Source organism: Microbacterium sp. sgz311019 (assembly GCF_056135325.1).
Genome location: NZ_JBWAXO010000005.1, coordinates 113,476 through 130,410, shown reverse-complemented (window position 1 = coordinate 130,410; position 16,935 = coordinate 113,476). Strand labels below are relative to the sequence as shown.

The following is a 16,935-nucleotide window of genomic DNA, read 5'->3' as shown; positions in this document are numbered from 1 at the left end:
GTCGCCCCTACCCGCAGAACCGCTCGGAGAGCGCGTAGCGCAGGAGCACGACATCTCCGATCTGCACCGACGCGGCCAGCCGCGCGCGCCGCGGCGCCATCCACGGGAACTGCGCCGGACGCACGACGCGCGGAGCACCGGCGTCGCCCACGAAGACCGGCGCGATGACGAGCTGGAGCTCGTCGACGAGGTCGGCGGAGAGGAACTGCGTCAGCACCGATCCGCCGCCCTCGACCAGGAGGCGTCGGATGCCGCGCGCGCCGAGGTCGTCCAGCAGCCGGGCCATCGTCACGGTTTCGCCGATCCCGACCACGGTCGCGCGCTCGCCGAGGAGCAGCCGCAGGATGGGGGCCCGCTCCTCGGGGCAGTAGACGAGCCGGGAGCAGGAGCCCGTGGTGAAGAAGGCGGCCTCCGGCGAGATGTCGCCCGTCGAGGTGACGGTGACCTTGGTCGGCGACTCGGGGAGCCCGGCCGCGACCCGGCGCTCGCGGCGCCCCGCATCCCGCACCAGCAGCAGGGGATTATCGCGCCGCAGCGTCGTGGCGCCGACGAGGATCGCGTCGCTGCGCGACCGGAGGTCGTCGATGCGGTCCAGGTCCGCCGCGTTCGAGAGCGTCAGCCGCCGCGCATCGGTGTCGTCGAGGTAGCCGTCGATCGACATCGCACAGCTGAGGGTCACGTAGGGGCGGGCGCCGTTCATGCGGAGCTCCTCTCGCGTCGTGCTCGGATGCGATCGGCAAGCAGCACCAGGCCGCCCGGCGCAACGGCGATCAACGCCAGCACGCCGTAGGCGGTCGAGACCTCGACGCCCGCTGCTCCCCCGATGCCTGCGAGCGCGAAGACGGCGCCGCTCGCGGCCTCGCGCGGTCCCCATCCGCCGACGTTCACGGGGATCGCCGAGGCCGTCAAGACGACGAGCGCGATCGGGACGAGCTCGCCGGCAGTGGCCGGGATGCCGACCGCCGCCCCGGCGACGAGGAACGTCGACACGTGCGCCGCGAGCGCGATCAGCGATGACAGGATGACGGCGACAAGCGTCGAGGGGCGGGCGAAGACCGGGCGCAGCAGCGCGAGCTCGCGCAGCATCCACCGACGTGCGACCGGGATCACGGCGACGACGAGGATGCCGGCGGCCACGGCCGCAGCGATCGCCGCGGCGCTCCACTCGAGCGGGGCGAGGGCCGATGCGAAGCCGAGGGGCAGCAGGATCGCGAGGGTCGCCGCGAGCTGGACGACCTGCCCGGCGATCCGCTCGGCCGCCACCGCGCGCGCCGCGACGCCTACGCGGTCGTGCTCGCGTCCGTGCGCGTACGCCCGGTGCACGTCGCCGAGCACCCCGCCCGGCAGCACGGCATTGAGGAACTGCGACCGGTAGTAGGCGGCTATGGCGGAGCGCATCGGCATCGGGAGCCCCAGCCCGTCGGCGACCGCGCGCCAGCGCCACGCGCACGCCGCCGTGCCGCAGGCGACGAGGACGACGGCGAGGGCGATCGATCCGAGCGAGACGGATGCGACGCCCCGCAGGAACGGTCCCGCACCGACGACGGCGACGGTCGCGACCACCACGGCGACGGCCGCGGCCGTGCGCGTGACCGCGCGGGCGCGGCTCGGGCCCGGCGCGCGGACGTCGGGGACGGCGGGGGATGCGATCAGCTCGGCCATGCGAGCAGGTCCTCGTGAGAGACGGTGACGGAGAGCGACTCGCAGGCGAGGCGTCGCTCGACGTACTCGGCGGCGGCGGATGCGAGCTCGGGACGCTGCTCGACGGCGGCGCCGGCCCATCCCGCCAGCCACTCCGCGATGAGTGGGGAGGCTGCCGCATCGAGACGCCACGGCGTCGGCGTTGTGCGGACCGTCCATCCCGCCGCGGCGAACAGACCGGCGACGACCGGCACCGCGTCGGGACCGAGGAGCCGCCGCCCGTGGGCCTCCCGGCGCTGGTGGTCGTCGAACGCCGCGCCGAGCGCGGCGTCGAGCGGGTCCGCAGGCTCGAGCACCACGTTCCCGGTCACCGTCAGGCTGAAGAGCGCGGGCGCCCCCGCGGCGACGCAGGCGGCGACGATGCCCTCCGCCTCGGAGAGCGTGATGACGTCGAGAAGGGCGGAGGCGACCACCGCCGATGCCCCCGCGAAGGCGTCCGGCGGGAGGTCGGCGAGCGGCGCGACCCTGGTCGTCGCCGCCGGCGGAGTCCCGGCGAGGTCGACGACGTCGTCGAGGTCGACGTGCGCCAGGATCTCGGCATCCGCATCGTGCAGCACCCAGGTCTGCGGCCCGGGCAGCCGCGGCGCCAGCCAGCGCACCATCGCGCCGGACCCTGCGCCCAGATCGTGGATGACGATGCCGCCCGCCCGGATCGACCCCCGCAGCTCGGCCGTGAGCTGCTCCGAGCGGGCGGCGGCGTCTGCGGCGGCCCGCAGCTCGAGCCAGTCAGCGGTCACGGTGTTGATCAACAGCGTGGCGATCATGACCGCACCAGTGCCCACTCGATCGCCGTGACGGTGTCCTCCCACCGCGGCGTCGCACGCCGCGCGAGCGCGGCCTCGCGCCGCAGTCGGTCGCGGAGCGCGGGGGACGTCATCCACGCGCCGAGCTGGCGCGCGAGGGCGACGGGGTCGTCCGGGCTCACGAGGATCGCGCCGCCGCCGGCCACGGTGTCCGGGATGCCGCCCACCGCCGCGGCCAGGACGGGGATGCCGCGAGCCCGCGCGTCCGTGATCGCCATCCCGGCGCTCTCGACCCGCGACGGAGCGACGAGCAGCGAGCTGCGGTGATACTCCTCGGCGAGAGTGTCGGGGCCGAGCACGCCGATCAACCGGACGCGACCGTCGAACCGCGCGGCCTTCCGTGCGATGGTGCGCGCATAGTGCGGGAACCGATCGACGGATCCGACGATCGAGCAGCCCCAGTCGCTGCTCGGCAGCTGTGCGAGGGCGTCGAGCAGGATGTCCTGCCCCTTGTGCGGGGCGATCACCCCGACGCACAGGAGGTTGCGCCCCTGACCGGCGCCGAGGGTCGCCTCATGCGCTCCGGGGATGGCCACCGTGGTGTGCTCCGGGTCGGCGAGGCCCCGCGCGGCGAGCTCGTCCGCGGTCCACCGGCTGGTCGTGACGACGGCGTGCGCCGCGCGCAGGCTGCGCCGCTCCGCGTCGACGAGATCCGCGGGGGCGTCGGGGAACGCGGCGGCGAGCATGTGGGCGAGGACGACGATCCGGATGCGGTGCCCCTCCGCTTCGAGCGCCTCCGGCGCCCAGTCGGCCACGAGCCCGTCGACGAGCGCGACCGAGCCGTCCGGCGCCGAGGACAGCGCTGTCCCGGCCTCCGCGCCGTCGGCCGTCTCGACGAGGTCCACCGCCCACCCGCGGCGCCCGAGTCCGTCGCGGACCTCGCGGTCGTAGACGTTGCCGCCGCTGACCTGGTCCGGATCGTCGATGCCGGCCGGCACGATGAAGCGCACGTCGCAGCTCATATCTCCACCTCGTACGACGCCCACGCGACATGGGACTCATGCAGTGTCACGCCGATCCCCGTGAGCGGCGCACTCCCGAGCGAGCCGGCGCGGAACGCGTCCACCAGACGATCGCCGATGATCTGGCAGAGCCGCTCGGTGGTCGTGTTCACGCCCTCCAGGGCGGGCTCGTCGTCCAGGTTGCGATAGGACAGGGATGCGACGACGCGTCCGAGCTCCTCACCCGCCCGGCCGATGTCCACGACCAGTCCGTCGCCGTCGAGCTTCGCGCTGCGGAAGGTCGCGTCCACGACGAAGGTCGCGCCGTGCAGGCGCTGGGCCGGGCCGAAGACCTCGCCGCGGAGGCTGTGCGCGACCATCATGTGGTCGCGCACCGTCAGGCTGAACGTCACGAACCGCTCCGATCACTCACGGTCGACTCACTCGTGGAGCCGGTCCGTTGCGGCTCGCTCCAATCGATCGTGTGGCACAGCGGGTCGGCGGTCCCGTCGGCGAGCTGCGCGACGACCTCGGGCAGCCGCATCCACGAGCTCGTCCCGCCCAGCAGCACATCGAACGCGGGGTCCTCCAGCAGTCGCAGGGCGAGGCCGAGACGGTCCGCCGTCGTCCGACGCCCCCGCCGGGCGGTCGCGACGGCGCCCACCTGGCTCGCGCGCAGCGTGAGGCGCCGCGAGTGGAAGTCGGCGCCGAGCTGCAGCGGCACGGCCGTCGTGCCGTACCAGCTGGCGACGACGACCACGCCGTCGGTGGGCGCGATGCGGAGCGCGAGCTGCAGTCCCTCGCCGCGGCCGCTCGCCTCGATCACGATGTCGGGGTCCTCCGGCGGGGTGGATGCCGGTGCGAAGCCCACTCCGAGAGCGACCGCCGGCTCGCGCTTGCCCTCGTCGACGTCGACGAGCACGACCTCCACGCCGGGGATGCGGCGCGCCACCGCGGCGACGGCGCATCCGATCATCCCCGCGCCGACGATTGCGATCCGATCGCCGAGCTGCGGACGCGCGTCCCACAGCACGTTGACCGCGGTCTCGACGGCGCCGGCGAGCACCGCGCGGCGGGCGGGCACGGCATCCGGAACCGCCGTGAGCGCACCTGCCGGGACGACGAAGCGCGACTGATGTGGATGCAGCGCGAACACCGTGCGCCCGGCCGAGGGTCCCTCCTCGACGACGCCGACGCTCAGATAGCCGTACTTCACCGGGAACGGGAAGTCCCCCGCCTGGAACGGCGCGCGCATTCGGCCGTACTCCGCCGCGGGCACCTCCCCCCGCGCGACCAGCGTCTCGGTGCCGTGGCTGATCCCGGTCCACAGGGTGCGCACGACGGCATCGCCGCCGCCTCTGGACGGCAGGTGCTCGGTCCGCAGCTCCCCCGAGCCGGGACCGATCGTCCAGAGGGCGACGGCGACGTCGTGAACCGCGGACGCCCCTCTTGTCGTGTTCACGTCGACGGCCATGAGGGGAACACGGAGTTCGTATGTCGAAGGTTCAGTGGGTGCCATGGGGGTGGGCCGCCGCCGGCGCTGCGGTCATGTACGCCGTGGACGGCGCCGCTCCGCTGGGGGCGGCGGGATGGGCGGCGGGGCTGGCATATCTGATCGTTTCCACGGTGCTCCTCTCGCGAGGGCTCGGCCGCAGCCGAGCCCAGCGCTTCGGGCCCGCGAATGCGGTGACCGCGATGCGCTCGGCGCTCGTCGGCGTCGTGACAGCGCTGGTCGTGGCATCCGTCGGGGGCTCGGCATCCACTCTGCTCCTCGTCACGCTCACGAGCATCGCCCTTGCGCTCGACGCTCTCGACGGCTACGTGGCCCGCCGTTCTGCGACGGTCAGCGCCCTGGGCGGCCGGTTCGACATGGAGGTGGATGCGTTCCTCCTGCTCGTGCTGAGCGTCTACGCCGGCCCGATCGTCGGCTGGTGGGTGCTCGCGATCGGGCTCATGCGATACGTCTTCGTCGTCGCCGGATGGATGATCCCGTGGATGCGGGCCACCCTCCCGCCGCGGTACTGGCGCAAGGTCGTGACGGCCGCGTGCGGCATCGCCCTGACGGCCGTCGCGGCCGGCATCCTGCCCGGCGCGCTCGAGGTCGTCATCGCCCTCGGCGCCCTCGCGCTGCTGGTCGAGTCGTTCGGCCGTGATGTGATCTGGCTCGTCCGGACCCGGACTCCCGTCGCCGTCGCGGCGGACTCCCCCGCGACCTCGTCATAGTCCGCTCCCGACGTATCGCGGACCCTCCCCGGCCCCTCCTCACAGGGGGGAGTCCACACATCGGGAGGTACACAAATGTCGGATCAGACCACGGGTCAGCCGCCATCGTCATCGGTGAGACTGATCTTCGAATACCACGGCGATGACGTCCGGCTGGTCAGCCAGCAGCCGGTGGACATGGCCATCACGGGCTACGACCTGCCCCAGGAGATGATGCCCGGCTACCACGTCGAGGTGCAGGATGCCGACGGCGCGGTGCTCAGCCGCGTGCCGGTGCGGGCGGATCTCACCGCCACGCGCGAGGTGTTCCCGGAGCAGCCCGGTGAGCCGATCACGCGGGTCGCGGTGCCCGAGCCGAGCGGCGCGTTCACCGTCGTCGTGCCGGCTCCCGCGCACGCCGACCATCTCACGCTGGTGAACATCACGCCGGCCGAGGAGACGGGCGACCGTGCGACGGCCGCACCGTTCGCGCGAGAGCGGATGCAGGTGACCGAGCTCGGTCGCTTCCCCTTGGAAGGGGGCTCGCGATGACCACCGCAGACGGCACCGTCCTCGGAACGACCCAGATCTCCGGGTCGGCTCCGCGCAACCGGGCCTTCAACATCGTGCTCCTCGCCGAGGGTTTCCGCTCGACGGAGCAGGCGGCGTTCAACAGCGCGGCCGACGCGTTCGTGACGGCGCTGTTCGCCACACCGCCCTACGACCACCTGCGGGCGGCGATCAACGTGTTCCGGGTGAACGTCGCGTCGACCGACTCGGGCGCCGACGACCCGACGGCGACCGGCGGCACCGGCGCGGTGGTCCGCACCTACTTCGACGCCACCTTCGGGGCGAACGGCATCCGCCGCCTGCTCGTCTGCAACGACACCACCGCCCTGACCGTGGCCGGCGCGCAGGTGCCCGAGCACAGCCTCGTGCTCATCGTCGTGAACTCGACGGTGTACGGCGGCAGCGGCGGGTCGGTGGGCACGTACTCGCTCGCCGGCGGCGCCACGGAGATCGCGATCCACGAGGCCGGCCACACGGCCTACGGCCTCGCAGACGAGTACCCGTACTATGCGGGCGGCGCGGAGACCGGCCACGACCATTACTCCGGCGGTGAGCCGGCGCAGCCGAACGTGACCGCGAACAGCAATCGGTCGACGCTGAAGTGGCGATGGGCGGTCGCCTCGAGCACCGCCGTCCCGACGATGTCGAACCCGGACTGCTCGACGGTGGACTCGCGGCCGAGTCCGGTGCCGACCGGCACGGTGGGCCTGTTCGAGGGCGCGTTCTACTTCCACTGCGGCGCGTTCCGCCCCGAGTACGACTGCAAGATGCGCGCGCTCGGCGTGCCGTTCTGCGCCGTGTGCCGTCAGGCGATCTGGAACCGCATCGGACCGCTCGCCGACCTGCCCGCCCGTGCCGCGACGCCGATCAGCGTCGTGGCGCGCTACCCCGAGCACCTCGACGTGTTCGCGGTCGCCGCCGACGGGCGCACGATGAGCAACTGGTGGGATGCCTCGAGCAGCTGGGCCGGCTGGTTCCAGCTCTCCGGCGGCGTGGCGTCGAGCGGCGGCACCGGCTCGCCCGTGACGTCCATCTCGCGCTACAGCGGCCATCTCGACATCTTCACGATCGGCACCGACAACCGTGTGTACAGCGCGTGGTGGGATGTGTCGGCGGGATGGTCGGGCTGGTTCCGGCTCGGCAGCCTCGTGGCGCGGCCGGGTTCGACCGTGAACGTGGTCGCACGATACGACGATCACCTCGACCTGTTCACGACCGCGGCGAACGGCGCGACGATGTCCATCTGGTGGGATGCGCGGGGCGGCTGGGCCGCCGACTGGTTCCAGGTCTCGGGCGGGGTCGCCGCGAACGGCGCACCGGTGACGGCGCTGGCTCGCTACCGCAATCACCTCGACCTGTTCACGATCGGCACCGACAACCGCGTGTACAGCACGTGGTGGGACGACCGCTCGGGGTGGGCCGGCTGGTTCCCGTTGGGCAGCCTCGTCTGCCGGCCGAACTCGACCGTGACCGCGGTCTCGCGCAACCCCGACCACATCGACCTCTTCACGACGGCGTCGAACGGCGCCATCATGTCGACGTGGTGGGATGCGCGCGGCGGCTGGGCGAACTGGTTCCAGGTGTCCGGAGGAGTCGCGTCCCCCGGCTCGCCGGTGACCGCGCTCGCGCGGTTCTCCAACCACCTCGACCTGTTCACGATCGGCACCGACAACCGCATCTACAGCACGTGGTGGGACTCCAGCTCCGGCTGGGCCGGCTGGTTCAACGTGTCGGGCGGCGTCGGCGAGCCCGGAGGGCAGGTGGCCGCCATCCAGCGCATCACCGACCACATCGACCTCTTCGTCGTGGGTTCCGACAGCCTCGTGTACAGCACGTGGTGGGACTCGAACGGCGGCTGGGCGAACTGGTTCCCGCTCGGCGTCAGCTGAGCGCGGCTGAGCTGCGCAGCGGGGCCCGGGCCGATCGGTCCGGGCCCCGCTCGCACGCCGGGTGAACCGCACGACGCCGAGGCTCGTGTACTCGGCGGGGATTCTTCGACAGAAAGCGGTGGTGACATGAACGAGAGCACCGGACTGCAGTGGACGATGCGCATCCTGAGCGCCCTCGTGCTGCTGGTCGTGGGCGGCATCCATCTCTTCCTCGTCTTCGACGGCGTGGGCGGGCTGCTCGGCGTGATGTTCGTCGTGAACGCGATCGCCGCGCTCGTGCTGGCGATCGGGATGCTGGCGCTGCGCGGCAGGCTCCTGCAGCTCTGCGTCGTGCTGAGCCTGCTCTTCGTGATCGCGACGCTTGCGGCCCTGCTGCTCGCGCTCACGGTCGGGCTGCCCTTCAACATCCACGAGACCTGGACCTTCACGCTCGTGCCGCAGACGGTGGTCATCGAGTCGATCGGCATCGTGATCCTCGGGATCGCCACGGCCGTGCTGGCCCGCACCCCCAAGCGTGTCGCCGTGGCGTGAGTATCACCCGTGTCCGGCGCTCCTCCTTCCCTGTAGGTCCAGGCACGAAGGAGAGCCGATCATGGTCGAGAAGTCGCCGCGACGCGCCGTGAAGGCGGTCGTCCCCGAGTCGCTCACGAGCAAGGGGTTCCGCATCCGCGGATATGGAGCGCTGCCGGACGGGTTCGACCCGCAGACGGCCACGGATCGCCAGCTCGCCGCTGCCCGGCTGCCGCGGCGTCCCGATGCCGAGCAGGAGCCCGAGCTGCGCGCACTGTGGGACCGTGCCATGGCGCGGACGCAGGTGTGGATCGAGCCCGAGTTCGTGCACCACGAGAACATCTCGCACGGGCCGGCGCAGCCGTCGTCCCGGCGCAAGGCGCTCTCGGCACCCGCCCCGGGGCAGACGGTCAGCAACGCCACGTCGAACAACTGGTCGGGCGCCGCCGTCTTCCCGCCGCAGGGCAAGCCCTACCGGTTCGTCGGCGGCCAGTGGACCGTTCCGAGCCCGAACACCGCGACCGACGGCGCGTACTACGCCTCCGAGTGGGTGGGCATCGACGGATGGGGATCCCCCGACGTCATGCAGGCAGGCACCGAGACCCACGTCACGAAGATCCTCTTCATCACGAGCCGGCAGGTCTACGCGTGGTGGGAGTGGTTCCCCGCGGGCGAGGTCGCCATCGGCAACCTTCCCGTGGAGGCGGGCGACGTCATGTACTGCCTCATCTGCGCCGACACGACCTCGCACGCGACGGTCACCTTCAGCAACCAGTCGCAGGGCGTGGGCACGCGCTTCGACATCACTCCCCCCAAGGGCTCGAGCCTGAGCGGCAACGTCGCGGAGTGGATTGTGGAGCGGCCGGGCATCAACGGCGGCACGGCAAGCCTCACCGACTACGCCGCCTGCTACTTCGACGAGTGCATCGCCGGTGGCAGCGGGAGCATCGACAACATCGGCGGCGCGACCCTCATCACGATGACGGGCGGCGGCGGTGCCACGCTGTCGGAGCCGGTCAAGGAGAACTCGAGCGTCCTGAAGGTCAACTGGCGCAAGTCCAGCTGAGACGAGTCGCCGTCAGCCGCCGAGGCCGTCGACGAACTGCACGGATGCGTCCGAGATCTGCGTGCGCGCGTCCTCGGCGCTGATGGTGGGAGTGTTGTCGCCCGCCTGCGGCCCGTAGGAGCCGAACTGCGCGTGCGACCCGCCCTGGATCTGCACGAACTGCGCGTCGGACGGCAGGTCGTGACGGGATGCCGCGATCTTGTCGGGCGTCGCCAGGCCGTCGCGCGAGCCCGAGATCGACAGCACCGGGATGCGGAGCGAGCCGCTGATGTCGTTCGCCGGATACGACGCGTAGAACATGAGGCCGACCGCGGGGCCGTTCGCGTCGGAGTCCGCGGCATCCGCCTCCATCGCGGCCACGGTGCCGCCCAGCGAATGCCCGCCGAGCACCCAGCCGTCGATCTCCGGGAACTGGGCGCGGGCGTCGTCGAACGCGTTCACCGCGAGGAACGCGATGCCGAGCGGCTGCTTGGGGATGACCACGGTGTGGCCGGCCTCGGCGAGCGGGCGCAGGTGCGCCGCATATGCGCGCGGATCGACGAGCGCCCCGGGCTGGAAGAAGACGCCGGTTCCCGTGCCGCCGCTCGTCGGCGCCAGGACGATCTGCGTGGGCGTCTCGGTCACGGTGACGTGCTCGCCGGAGACCATCGCCGCCAGAGCGGGTTCGACGGCCGTGTAGGGGCGCAGCCATCCCATGAGCCCGAGCCACCCGATGCCGAGCACCAGCACGACGATGACACCGGCGGTGCGCCACCGTCCCCTGTGGGTCCGCCGGCCGCGCAGTCCGAGGATCGCCGTGAGGATCGACGCGACGACCGTCACCCCGAGCAGCACGGCGTACGCCGGGTGGCCGTGGACGACGCCGCCCCACTCCGTCAGGCACACCCAGGCCACAACGACGAGGCCCGCGATCCCGAGCGCGAACGTCGTCCAGCTCAGCCAGTCACGGTGTCGGGCGGGGCGGGATGCGTCGGTCATGACTCGTCTTTCGCATGAGGTCGCCCGGCGTGGACGTCGTCGGGCGGTCGGGATTGTTCGCTTATCGAGAAGGTAACCAGACTAGCGATCATGTGGCCGACAGCACGAAGCCGGGCCCGCGATGTGCGGACCCGGCTCCGTTCAGGGAGTGCGGGGATCAGGGCACGAAGGAGCTGATCCGCGTTCCCCAGTTGCCGAGCGCCGTGCGGGCTCCCGGCCCGTGGGAGGCTCCCGCGCAGGTGCCGAGGAGGTTGTCCCCGCTGCCGCCGGCGAAGAACGGTCCGCCCCACGCCGTGTAGTCGCACGCGTTCGGGATGTACTCGCTCGAGAGCCAGACGGTGTTGCCGTCCACGGCTGCGGCGCCGTAGTCGCCCCAGCGGGTCCGGATCGGACTGCCGACCTGCGACTTGTAGCTCGTGAAGCCGTCGGCCACCGCCTGTCCCTCACCGCCCGGCGCCACGTTCCACGCGCCGACGCCGCTCAGCGCGTCGATCGACGCGTAGCCCGCGCTCGGGTTGGTGCCGTCGCCCGTCGCCGTGAACGCCATCACGCCACGACCGCTCGGCGTGACGCCGATCGCCGGGTAGGTGAAGTCCATCCCGGAGGCTGCGAGATAGCCCGACATCGCGACCTTGGGCGAGAAGGTCGTCGAGCCCGGCTTCACGATGTACCAGGCGATGCCTGCGCGGTTGCCGGCGCCGACCGTGACCGCCGTGTCGAGCCCGGCCCACAGCTTGCCGTTCGCGTACGTCACCTGCTGCATGCGGGTGTCGTTCGAGTCGGGCGTGGAGACCACCTCGTCGTGCGCGGGCTGACCGCCGAACAGAAGCCGCCAGCATCCGACACCGACGATCGTCGAGGTGGTCGTGTCGTTGATGCAGTGGCCCTGCGGCGCATCCGCACCGGGAGCCTGTCCGGAGCCCGGCTGATGCTGCTTCGGCGGCAACGCGTAGTCTCCGACCGAGACGAGCTGGTTGGTGAGCTGCAGCGCCGGAGTCGCGGTGTTGAGCGATGCCGTGTTGGTCATCGACCACACGACGATCTGCGACGACAGGTAGCCGCCGCCCGTTCCCGCGACCGGGTGCGTGGCCTCGTCCGCCGCGTTCGAGCTCATGAAGTACTCGGTGCCGTTGCCGTTCAGGTTGAACGACGAGGTGCCCGGGGACTGCGCCGGCCAGACCGTGAAGCCCGGCTGCGTGGCTCCCGCATCGCTGGGAGCTGCGACCATGCCCGACGTGTCGATGTGCTGCATAGAGACGGATGCGGCGCCCGCCGCGAGCTGCGCCTTCGAGAGCGCGTAGATCTGCGCCCCGGCGAAGCCGTTCGCGTTCCACGGATAGGCGTTCGTCGTGAGGTACACCCCGTTGGCGTCCGCGCCGATGTGCGGGTAGTCGCCCAGGTACGGACCGGGGTTGACACCGCCCGTGTTGGTTCCGTCGTTGGTCACGTCGATCTTGTAGATGTTCCACGCGCCCGTCGGGTCACCGGTCTTGCTCACGGCGAGATCGAGGTGGTTGACCTGGTTCAGCGCCCCGTTGGGAGCCCGGTCGAGCGTCAGGACGACGAGGAAGAACCGCTGCGTGGCCGCGTCGTAGATGCAAGTCGGGTCCGTGATCTCGGGCCCGAGTGCGCCCGTGGACCGGTTGACCGCCGGCGGGTAGCCGTAGAACGAGTTCAGGTCGACCGCATGGTTCACGTTCCGCGGGAAGCCGGCGACGATGTTGGTCGCGGTGTTGTCCGGCAGCTCCGATGCCCCGGTCTTCGCGCTGTACACGTTGAAGACGTCGTTGACCGCCTCGACCACGTGCCCGCCGCCGACGCAGAGTGCCTGGTCGGGCGGCTCGATCGTGAACTGGTTGCCGCCTCGCGCGTACCGCTGCTGATAGATGTTCAGCCCCGCGAAGCCGGTGACGAACGCCGGATTCGACTTCGCCTTCTTGGCACTCGACACGTTCGCCCCGTGCCCGGCCGCGTGGCCCTGCGACATCGTCCTGTTGACGATCGATCCGGAGTAGGCGTCGGGGGTCGACTCGTCCTCCTGCGCGGGGAATTCCGGCCCTTGGCCGCCGTCGGCGGTGAACGCACCGGTGACCGGGGCTGCCGTGCCGCCGAGCGATACCGACTGGGAGTCCGCCGTCGCCGGCGCGGACAGTGACAGCGTCAGCGCTGTCACGAGGAGGGCGGGTGCCGCGATCGCGGCGATGCGCACATTTCGGGCGCGGTTCAATGGCATGGAAAACATCCCTTCGTACATCCGATGGTGTGGAGGTCGAGGGGTCGGGGTTCGGGGTTGGCCCTGTTCCCGGCCTTGCCTGCATCCGGAACTATGGCACTGTGCGGAGTCCGCGACAAGAGACCACCGCGCGACGGGATGCTGAGCGGCGTCGCGGCGGCGGCTGTCAGCGCTCGATGAGCTTCTGCAGCAGTTCCAATCCGCCGGCGATGTCGACGCTCTCATCGAGCAGCCATTGGATCTGCAGTCCGTCCGACGCCCCCACGATGAGCGCGGCGAGCGTCATGTGCTCGGCGCCGACGGACTCGCCGGCATCCTCCGCCAGCGACGCCGCGATCTTCGCGCGCAGCTGTGCGAAGCGCTCGGTGAAATAGGTGCGCGCCTGGTCGTTGCCCGCATCCGCCGACGTGCCCGCCATCGACGTGTAGAGGGCGATGAGGCCGGGCACCGTGGCGTTGTACTGGGCGCCGTGCGTGAGGGCGGGGAACGGCATGTGCTCCTCGAACCCGGTGCCCCGGTTGTCGCGCTCCCGCAGCACCTCGACGAGGAGCGCCTCCTTCGAGGGGAAGTAGTGGAGCAGCGCGGCGTGGGTCACCCCGATCGCCTCGCCGATCGAGCGCAGGGATGTGCCGTCGTAGCCGCGCTCGGAGAAGATCTCGAGCGCACGGTCGAGGATCTCCTGCCGCCGCCGGATGCCCTTCGCATACGAGCCGCGCTTGCGCGGCTCGGGCTGCGCGTCGGCGGTCTCGTCGTCCATGGACCGAGGCTACTCCGGCCGCGCGCAGAACCTTCCATCCGGAGGTTTCCCCTGCTATGCTCGACCAAAACCTCAAAGCGGAGGTTTTCTTGAGAGGAGACACACATGTCGTCGCCACGGATCGCCCCTCTGATCTCCGTGCAGCTCTACTCCGTCCACCCGGCGCTGGCCGCCGATCTCGACGGGACTCTCGCGAAGCTCGCGGCCATCGGGCTCGAGCGCGTGGAGGCGTTCAACTTCACGGGTGAACCTGCGCGGCTGAAGGCGGCACTCGACGCGAACGGCCTCGCATCCCCCACCGGCCATGCGATCCTGATCGCCGAGGACGTCCAGACGCCCGACGGCGTGCTCGCGGTCCCCACTCCCGAGGTCACCTTCGACGCGGCCGCGACCCTCGGGCTCGACTACGTGATCGACCCGTTCCTGCCCGCGCAGCACTGGCAGCACCGCGACGACGTGCTCCGCTCCGCTGAGACGCTCAACCGCCGCGCCGAGCAGGCGAAGGCATACGGCCTCAAGGTCGGCTACCACAACCACGACCACGAGCTGCGCTCGATCATCGACGGCCGGACGGCGCTCGAGCTGTTCGCCGCGAACCTCGACCCCGAGGTCGCCCTCGAGGTCGACGTCTACTGGGCGACCGCGAGCGGTCAGGATGCGCCGGCCCTCCTGCGTCGCCTCGGCGATCGCGTGAAGGCGCTGCACCTCAAGGACGGCCCGATGCGCGAGGGCATCTCCACCGCGGAGCTGCCGAAAGACCAGACCCCGGCCGGCCAGGGCGACGTGCCGCTCGCCGCCGCCATCGAGGCCGCACCGAGCGCCGAGTACGGCGTCATCGAGTTCGACCACTTCGCGGGCGACATCTTCGACGGCATCGCGCAGAGCTTCGCGGCCCTTCAGGAGCTGGAGGTCGTGCGATGACCCGCACCGGACGCGTCGGCGTCGGGCTCATCGGCGCCGGCATGATCAGCAATCAGTACCTGACGAACCTCACGCAGTACCCCGACGTCGAGGTCGTCGCCGTCGGCGACATGAACACCGAGCGTGCGGCCGCGCAGGCCGCGGCGTTCGGCGTGGCGAAGTCGGGGGACGCGGCATCCATCCTCGCCGACGACGATGTCGAGATCGTGATCAACCTCACGATCCCCGCCGCGCATGTCGAGGTCTCGACCGCAGCCCTCGAGGCCGGCAAGCACGTCTGGAGCGAGAAGCCGATCGGCATCGACCGCGCCGCCGCGAAGGGCCTCGTCGAGCTCGCGAACGAGCGCGGGCTGCTCCTCGGCGTCGCGCCCGACACCGTGCTCGGCCCGCGCTGGCAGACGGCCAAGAGGGCGATCCAGGCCGGCGTCATCGGCACTCCGCTCACCGCCACCACGGCGTTCCAGTCGCAGGGGCCGGACTGGTTCCACCCGGACCCCGAGTTCCTCTTCGCCCAGGGCGCCGGCCCGCTGTTCGACATGGGCCCCTACTACCTGTCCGCGCTCGTGCATCTGCTCGGCCCGCTGACGCAGGTGGTCGCCGTGGGCACGAAGGCGTACGAGACGCGCACCATTCGCACGGGTCCCCGCGCCGGCACGACCTTCCCGGTCGAAGTGCCCACGCACCTCACGGTGGTCAGCCGCCTGGCGAACGGTGAGGCGGCCTCGTCGCTCATGAGCACGGACACCGCGCTGTTCCGCCACGGGGTGTTCGAGATCAACGGCACCGAGGGCACGCTCGTGCTCGGCGACCCGAACTACTTCGGCGGCGGCGACCTCAAGCTCTACCGCCCGATCACCGAGTTCCGCGACGGCCGGATGGTCCAGGAGCCGGAGATCATCGCCGAGGAGGGACCGCTCTCCGGCCGCGGGGTCGGCGCGCTCACGATGGCGCGCACCATCCGCTCGGGCGGCGACCTGCACATCGCCACCGGCGAGGTCGGCTACCACGTGCTGGACGCGATGACGAGCATCGAGGAGTCGGTCGAGCGTCAGGCGTTCGTCGACATCCGGAGCACGGTGGCGCCGATCGCGGCGCTGCCGGCCGACTTCGACCCGTTCGCCTCCACGTTCGCGACGTCGCCCACGTCCGTCTGACGCCTTTCGCGGCCCCCTGTCCTGGTGCTCAGGGGGTCGCGGACGGGCTCGGAGCCGGCGTCGCGGTGAGGTCGGCGATCGCCTTCTCGAAAGCGGCGATGGTCGCCGCATCCACCGCCCCGGTCGGCTCCACGCCGAGCGCGACCTGGAACTTCTTCACGGCATCGGTGAGCTCGGGCGTCCACACGCCGTCGACCGGACCGTCCCAGTAGCCGAGCAGCTTCAAGGTCTGCTGCACGGCGGCCGTCGAGGCCACGGACTGCTGGGCGGATGCTCCGCTCTTGGCGGCGAGGGTCGCCTGCAGCGCATCCGCCGTCGCCTTGTCGACCGTGCCCGTGACGGGAAGACCCGCGGCCTTCTGCAGGTCCTGCACGGCCTGCACCGTCATCGGCCCGTAGATGCCGTCGACGGGCCCCGGGTAGTAGCCGGCGGTCGCGAGCTCCTGCTGCAAGGCCGTCGTGTACGCGCTCACCGCCGCGGCGGCCTTCTGCTGGTTGGCATCGGAGATGCAGCCGGCATCGGCGTAGAGCTTGAGCCAGGCCATCTCGAGCGCCACGACCGCGCTGTTGAACTGAACTGACGCCTGCTTCAGCGGAGTGTCGTCGGTCACCGCGGACTGGGCGGCGGAGTACTCCGACTCGGCCTGCTTGACGCGATCGACGGATGCGGGCGGAGCCAGCGGCGCCGGGCTCGTCGGAGACGCGGCCGTCGGCACAGGCGATCCGCTCGCCTCGGCCTCCGCGAGCGCGGTCCGGGCGACGGCGAGCTCCTTCTCGGCGTTCGCCACGTCCTTCTGCGCCTTGACCGCAGCGTCGGCACCGGCGAACGCCTCGTCCTTGGGCTGCGCGAGGTCTTTGCCTGCGACCCGGACGTCGCCGACCGTCGGGGCGGTCGCGTTCAGCACATCGCCGTAGCGGTCGAGCGCGAGGATGTAGTCCTTGCTGGAGGTGCAGAACTTCTGGGAGGCGTCGGAGAACGTGGTCTGGGCCTCTGTGAGAGCCTTCTCCTTCGCGCTGACCTGAGCCTTCGCGCGCTCGACGTCGCTCACGCTGTCCGTGCAGCCGGCGAGCGCGATCGCGGCCAGCGTCGCGCAGACGACGGTCGTCGCCAGTCGCATCCCTCTGCGTCTCGTCTTCACGGACGGCCCCCCGATCATGAACAGGATCTTCGGCTCATGATCCCATCCCGACGGGGGTTCCGCCGCATCCGG

17 protein-coding genes are annotated in these 16,935 nt (G+C 71.3%); 7 read left to right on the top strand and 10 right to left on the bottom strand.

Annotation, left to right across the window (positions count from 1 at the left end):
• Positions 1-7: 7 nt before the first annotated feature.
• Genes AC0NZN_RS09565 through AC0NZN_RS09540 form a run of 6 tightly spaced genes read right to left on the bottom strand, consistent with a single transcriptional unit; the run spans position 8 to position 4,907 of the window.
• Entirely contained in the window at positions 8-700 is a 693-nt protein-coding gene (locus AC0NZN_RS09565) for a RibD family protein (protein WP_474592064.1), read from the bottom strand.
• Positions 697-1,662: a lysylphosphatidylglycerol synthase transmembrane domain-containing protein gene (locus AC0NZN_RS09560; RefSeq protein ID WP_474592063.1), complete on the bottom strand. Its 966-nt coding sequence runs from the start codon at positions 1,660-1,662 to the stop codon at positions 697-699. The genes AC0NZN_RS09565 and AC0NZN_RS09560 overlap by 4 nt, the downstream gene beginning before the upstream one ends.
• The gene (locus AC0NZN_RS09555; protein ID WP_474592062.1) at positions 1,650-2,465 is read right to left on the bottom strand and encodes an SAM-dependent methyltransferase; all 816 of its coding nucleotides are present in this window, start codon (positions 2,463-2,465) and stop codon (positions 1,650-1,652) included. Before AC0NZN_RS09555 ends, AC0NZN_RS09560 begins: the two co-directional genes overlap by 13 nt.
• The gene (locus AC0NZN_RS09550) at positions 2,462-3,454 is read right to left on the bottom strand and encodes a glycosyltransferase family 4 protein (RefSeq protein WP_474592061.1); all 993 of its coding nucleotides are present in this window, start codon (positions 3,452-3,454) and stop codon (positions 2,462-2,464) included. The genes AC0NZN_RS09555 and AC0NZN_RS09550 overlap by 4 nt, the downstream gene beginning before the upstream one ends.
• Before the next feature lie 8 nt (positions 3,455-3,462).
• Positions 3,463-3,858, bottom strand: a complete 396-nt coding sequence (locus AC0NZN_RS09545) for a 6-pyruvoyl trahydropterin synthase family protein (RefSeq protein WP_474592060.1) — start codon at positions 3,856-3,858, stop codon at positions 3,463-3,465.
• Positions 3,855-4,907 carry a zinc-dependent alcohol dehydrogenase gene (locus tag AC0NZN_RS09540; protein ID WP_474592059.1) on the bottom strand — a complete coding sequence of 351 codons (1,053 nt, stop codon included), beginning with the start codon at positions 4,905-4,907 and terminating at the stop codon, positions 3,855-3,857. The genes AC0NZN_RS09545 and AC0NZN_RS09540 overlap by 4 nt, the downstream gene beginning before the upstream one ends.
• A gap of 32 nt (positions 4,908-4,939) precedes the next feature.
• On the opposite strand from AC0NZN_RS09540, the gene AC0NZN_RS09535 reads away from it, so the two are divergent.
• The 5 genes from AC0NZN_RS09535 (at position 4,940) to AC0NZN_RS09515 (ending at position 9,682) form a co-directional block, all read left to right on the top strand.
• The gene (locus AC0NZN_RS09535) at positions 4,940-5,668 is read left to right on the top strand and encodes a CDP-alcohol phosphatidyltransferase family protein (protein ID WP_474592058.1); all 729 of its coding nucleotides are present in this window, start codon (positions 4,940-4,942) and stop codon (positions 5,666-5,668) included.
• 75 nt (positions 5,669-5,743) lie between these two features.
• Complete coding sequence (locus AC0NZN_RS09530) at positions 5,744-6,199, top strand: hypothetical protein (RefSeq protein ID WP_474592057.1); 456 nt, start codon at positions 5,744-5,746, stop codon at positions 6,197-6,199.
• Positions 6,196-8,106 (top strand): M64 family metallopeptidase, encoded by a 1,911-nt coding sequence (locus AC0NZN_RS09525; RefSeq protein WP_474592056.1) that lies wholly within the window; start codon positions 6,196-6,198, stop codon positions 8,104-8,106. Before AC0NZN_RS09530 ends, AC0NZN_RS09525 begins: the two co-directional genes overlap by 4 nt.
• A 126-nt stretch (positions 8,107-8,232) precedes the next feature.
• The gene (locus tag AC0NZN_RS09520; protein ID WP_474592055.1) at positions 8,233-8,637 is read left to right on the top strand and encodes a hypothetical protein; all 405 of its coding nucleotides are present in this window, start codon (positions 8,233-8,235) and stop codon (positions 8,635-8,637) included.
• Between the two features lie 61 nt (positions 8,638-8,698).
• A complete protein-coding gene (locus tag AC0NZN_RS09515) occupies positions 8,699-9,682 on the top strand; it encodes a G1 family glutamic endopeptidase (protein ID WP_474592054.1) in 984 nt (327 codons plus the stop codon).
• Between the two features lie 12 nt (positions 9,683-9,694).
• Here AC0NZN_RS09515 and AC0NZN_RS09510 read toward each other — a convergent pair whose 3' ends face one another.
• From AC0NZN_RS09510 to AC0NZN_RS09500, 3 genes are all read right to left on the bottom strand, one after another.
• The gene (locus AC0NZN_RS09510; protein ID WP_474592053.1) at positions 9,695-10,660 is read right to left on the bottom strand and encodes an alpha/beta hydrolase; all 966 of its coding nucleotides are present in this window, start codon (positions 10,658-10,660) and stop codon (positions 9,695-9,697) included.
• A gap of 157 nt (positions 10,661-10,817) precedes the next feature.
• Positions 10,818-12,893, bottom strand: a complete 2,076-nt coding sequence (locus AC0NZN_RS09505) for a hypothetical protein (RefSeq protein ID WP_474592052.1) — start codon at positions 12,891-12,893, stop codon at positions 10,818-10,820.
• A 166-nt stretch (positions 12,894-13,059) separates the two neighbouring features.
• Positions 13,060-13,650: a TetR/AcrR family transcriptional regulator gene (locus AC0NZN_RS09500; protein ID WP_474592051.1), complete on the bottom strand. Its 591-nt coding sequence runs from the start codon at positions 13,648-13,650 to the stop codon at positions 13,060-13,062.
• A gap of 105 nt (positions 13,651-13,755) precedes the next feature.
• Between AC0NZN_RS09500 and AC0NZN_RS09495 the strand changes: the two genes are divergently transcribed.
• Together AC0NZN_RS09495 and AC0NZN_RS09490 are read left to right on the top strand one after the other, a co-directional pair.
• The gene (locus AC0NZN_RS09495) at positions 13,756-14,571 is read left to right on the top strand and encodes a sugar phosphate isomerase/epimerase family protein (RefSeq protein ID WP_474592050.1); all 816 of its coding nucleotides are present in this window, start codon (positions 13,756-13,758) and stop codon (positions 14,569-14,571) included.
• The gene (locus AC0NZN_RS09490) at positions 14,568-15,725 is read left to right on the top strand and encodes a Gfo/Idh/MocA family protein (protein ID WP_474592049.1); all 1,158 of its coding nucleotides are present in this window, start codon (positions 14,568-14,570) and stop codon (positions 15,723-15,725) included. The genes AC0NZN_RS09495 and AC0NZN_RS09490 overlap by 4 nt, the downstream gene beginning before the upstream one ends.
• A 28-nt stretch (positions 15,726-15,753) precedes the next feature.
• Here the strand turns inward: AC0NZN_RS09490 and AC0NZN_RS09485 are convergent, their stop codons facing one another.
• The gene (locus tag AC0NZN_RS09485) at positions 15,754-16,863 is read right to left on the bottom strand and encodes a peptidoglycan-binding domain-containing protein (RefSeq protein ID WP_474592048.1); all 1,110 of its coding nucleotides are present in this window, start codon (positions 16,861-16,863) and stop codon (positions 15,754-15,756) included.
• Positions 16,864-16,935: the final 72 nt, after the last annotated feature.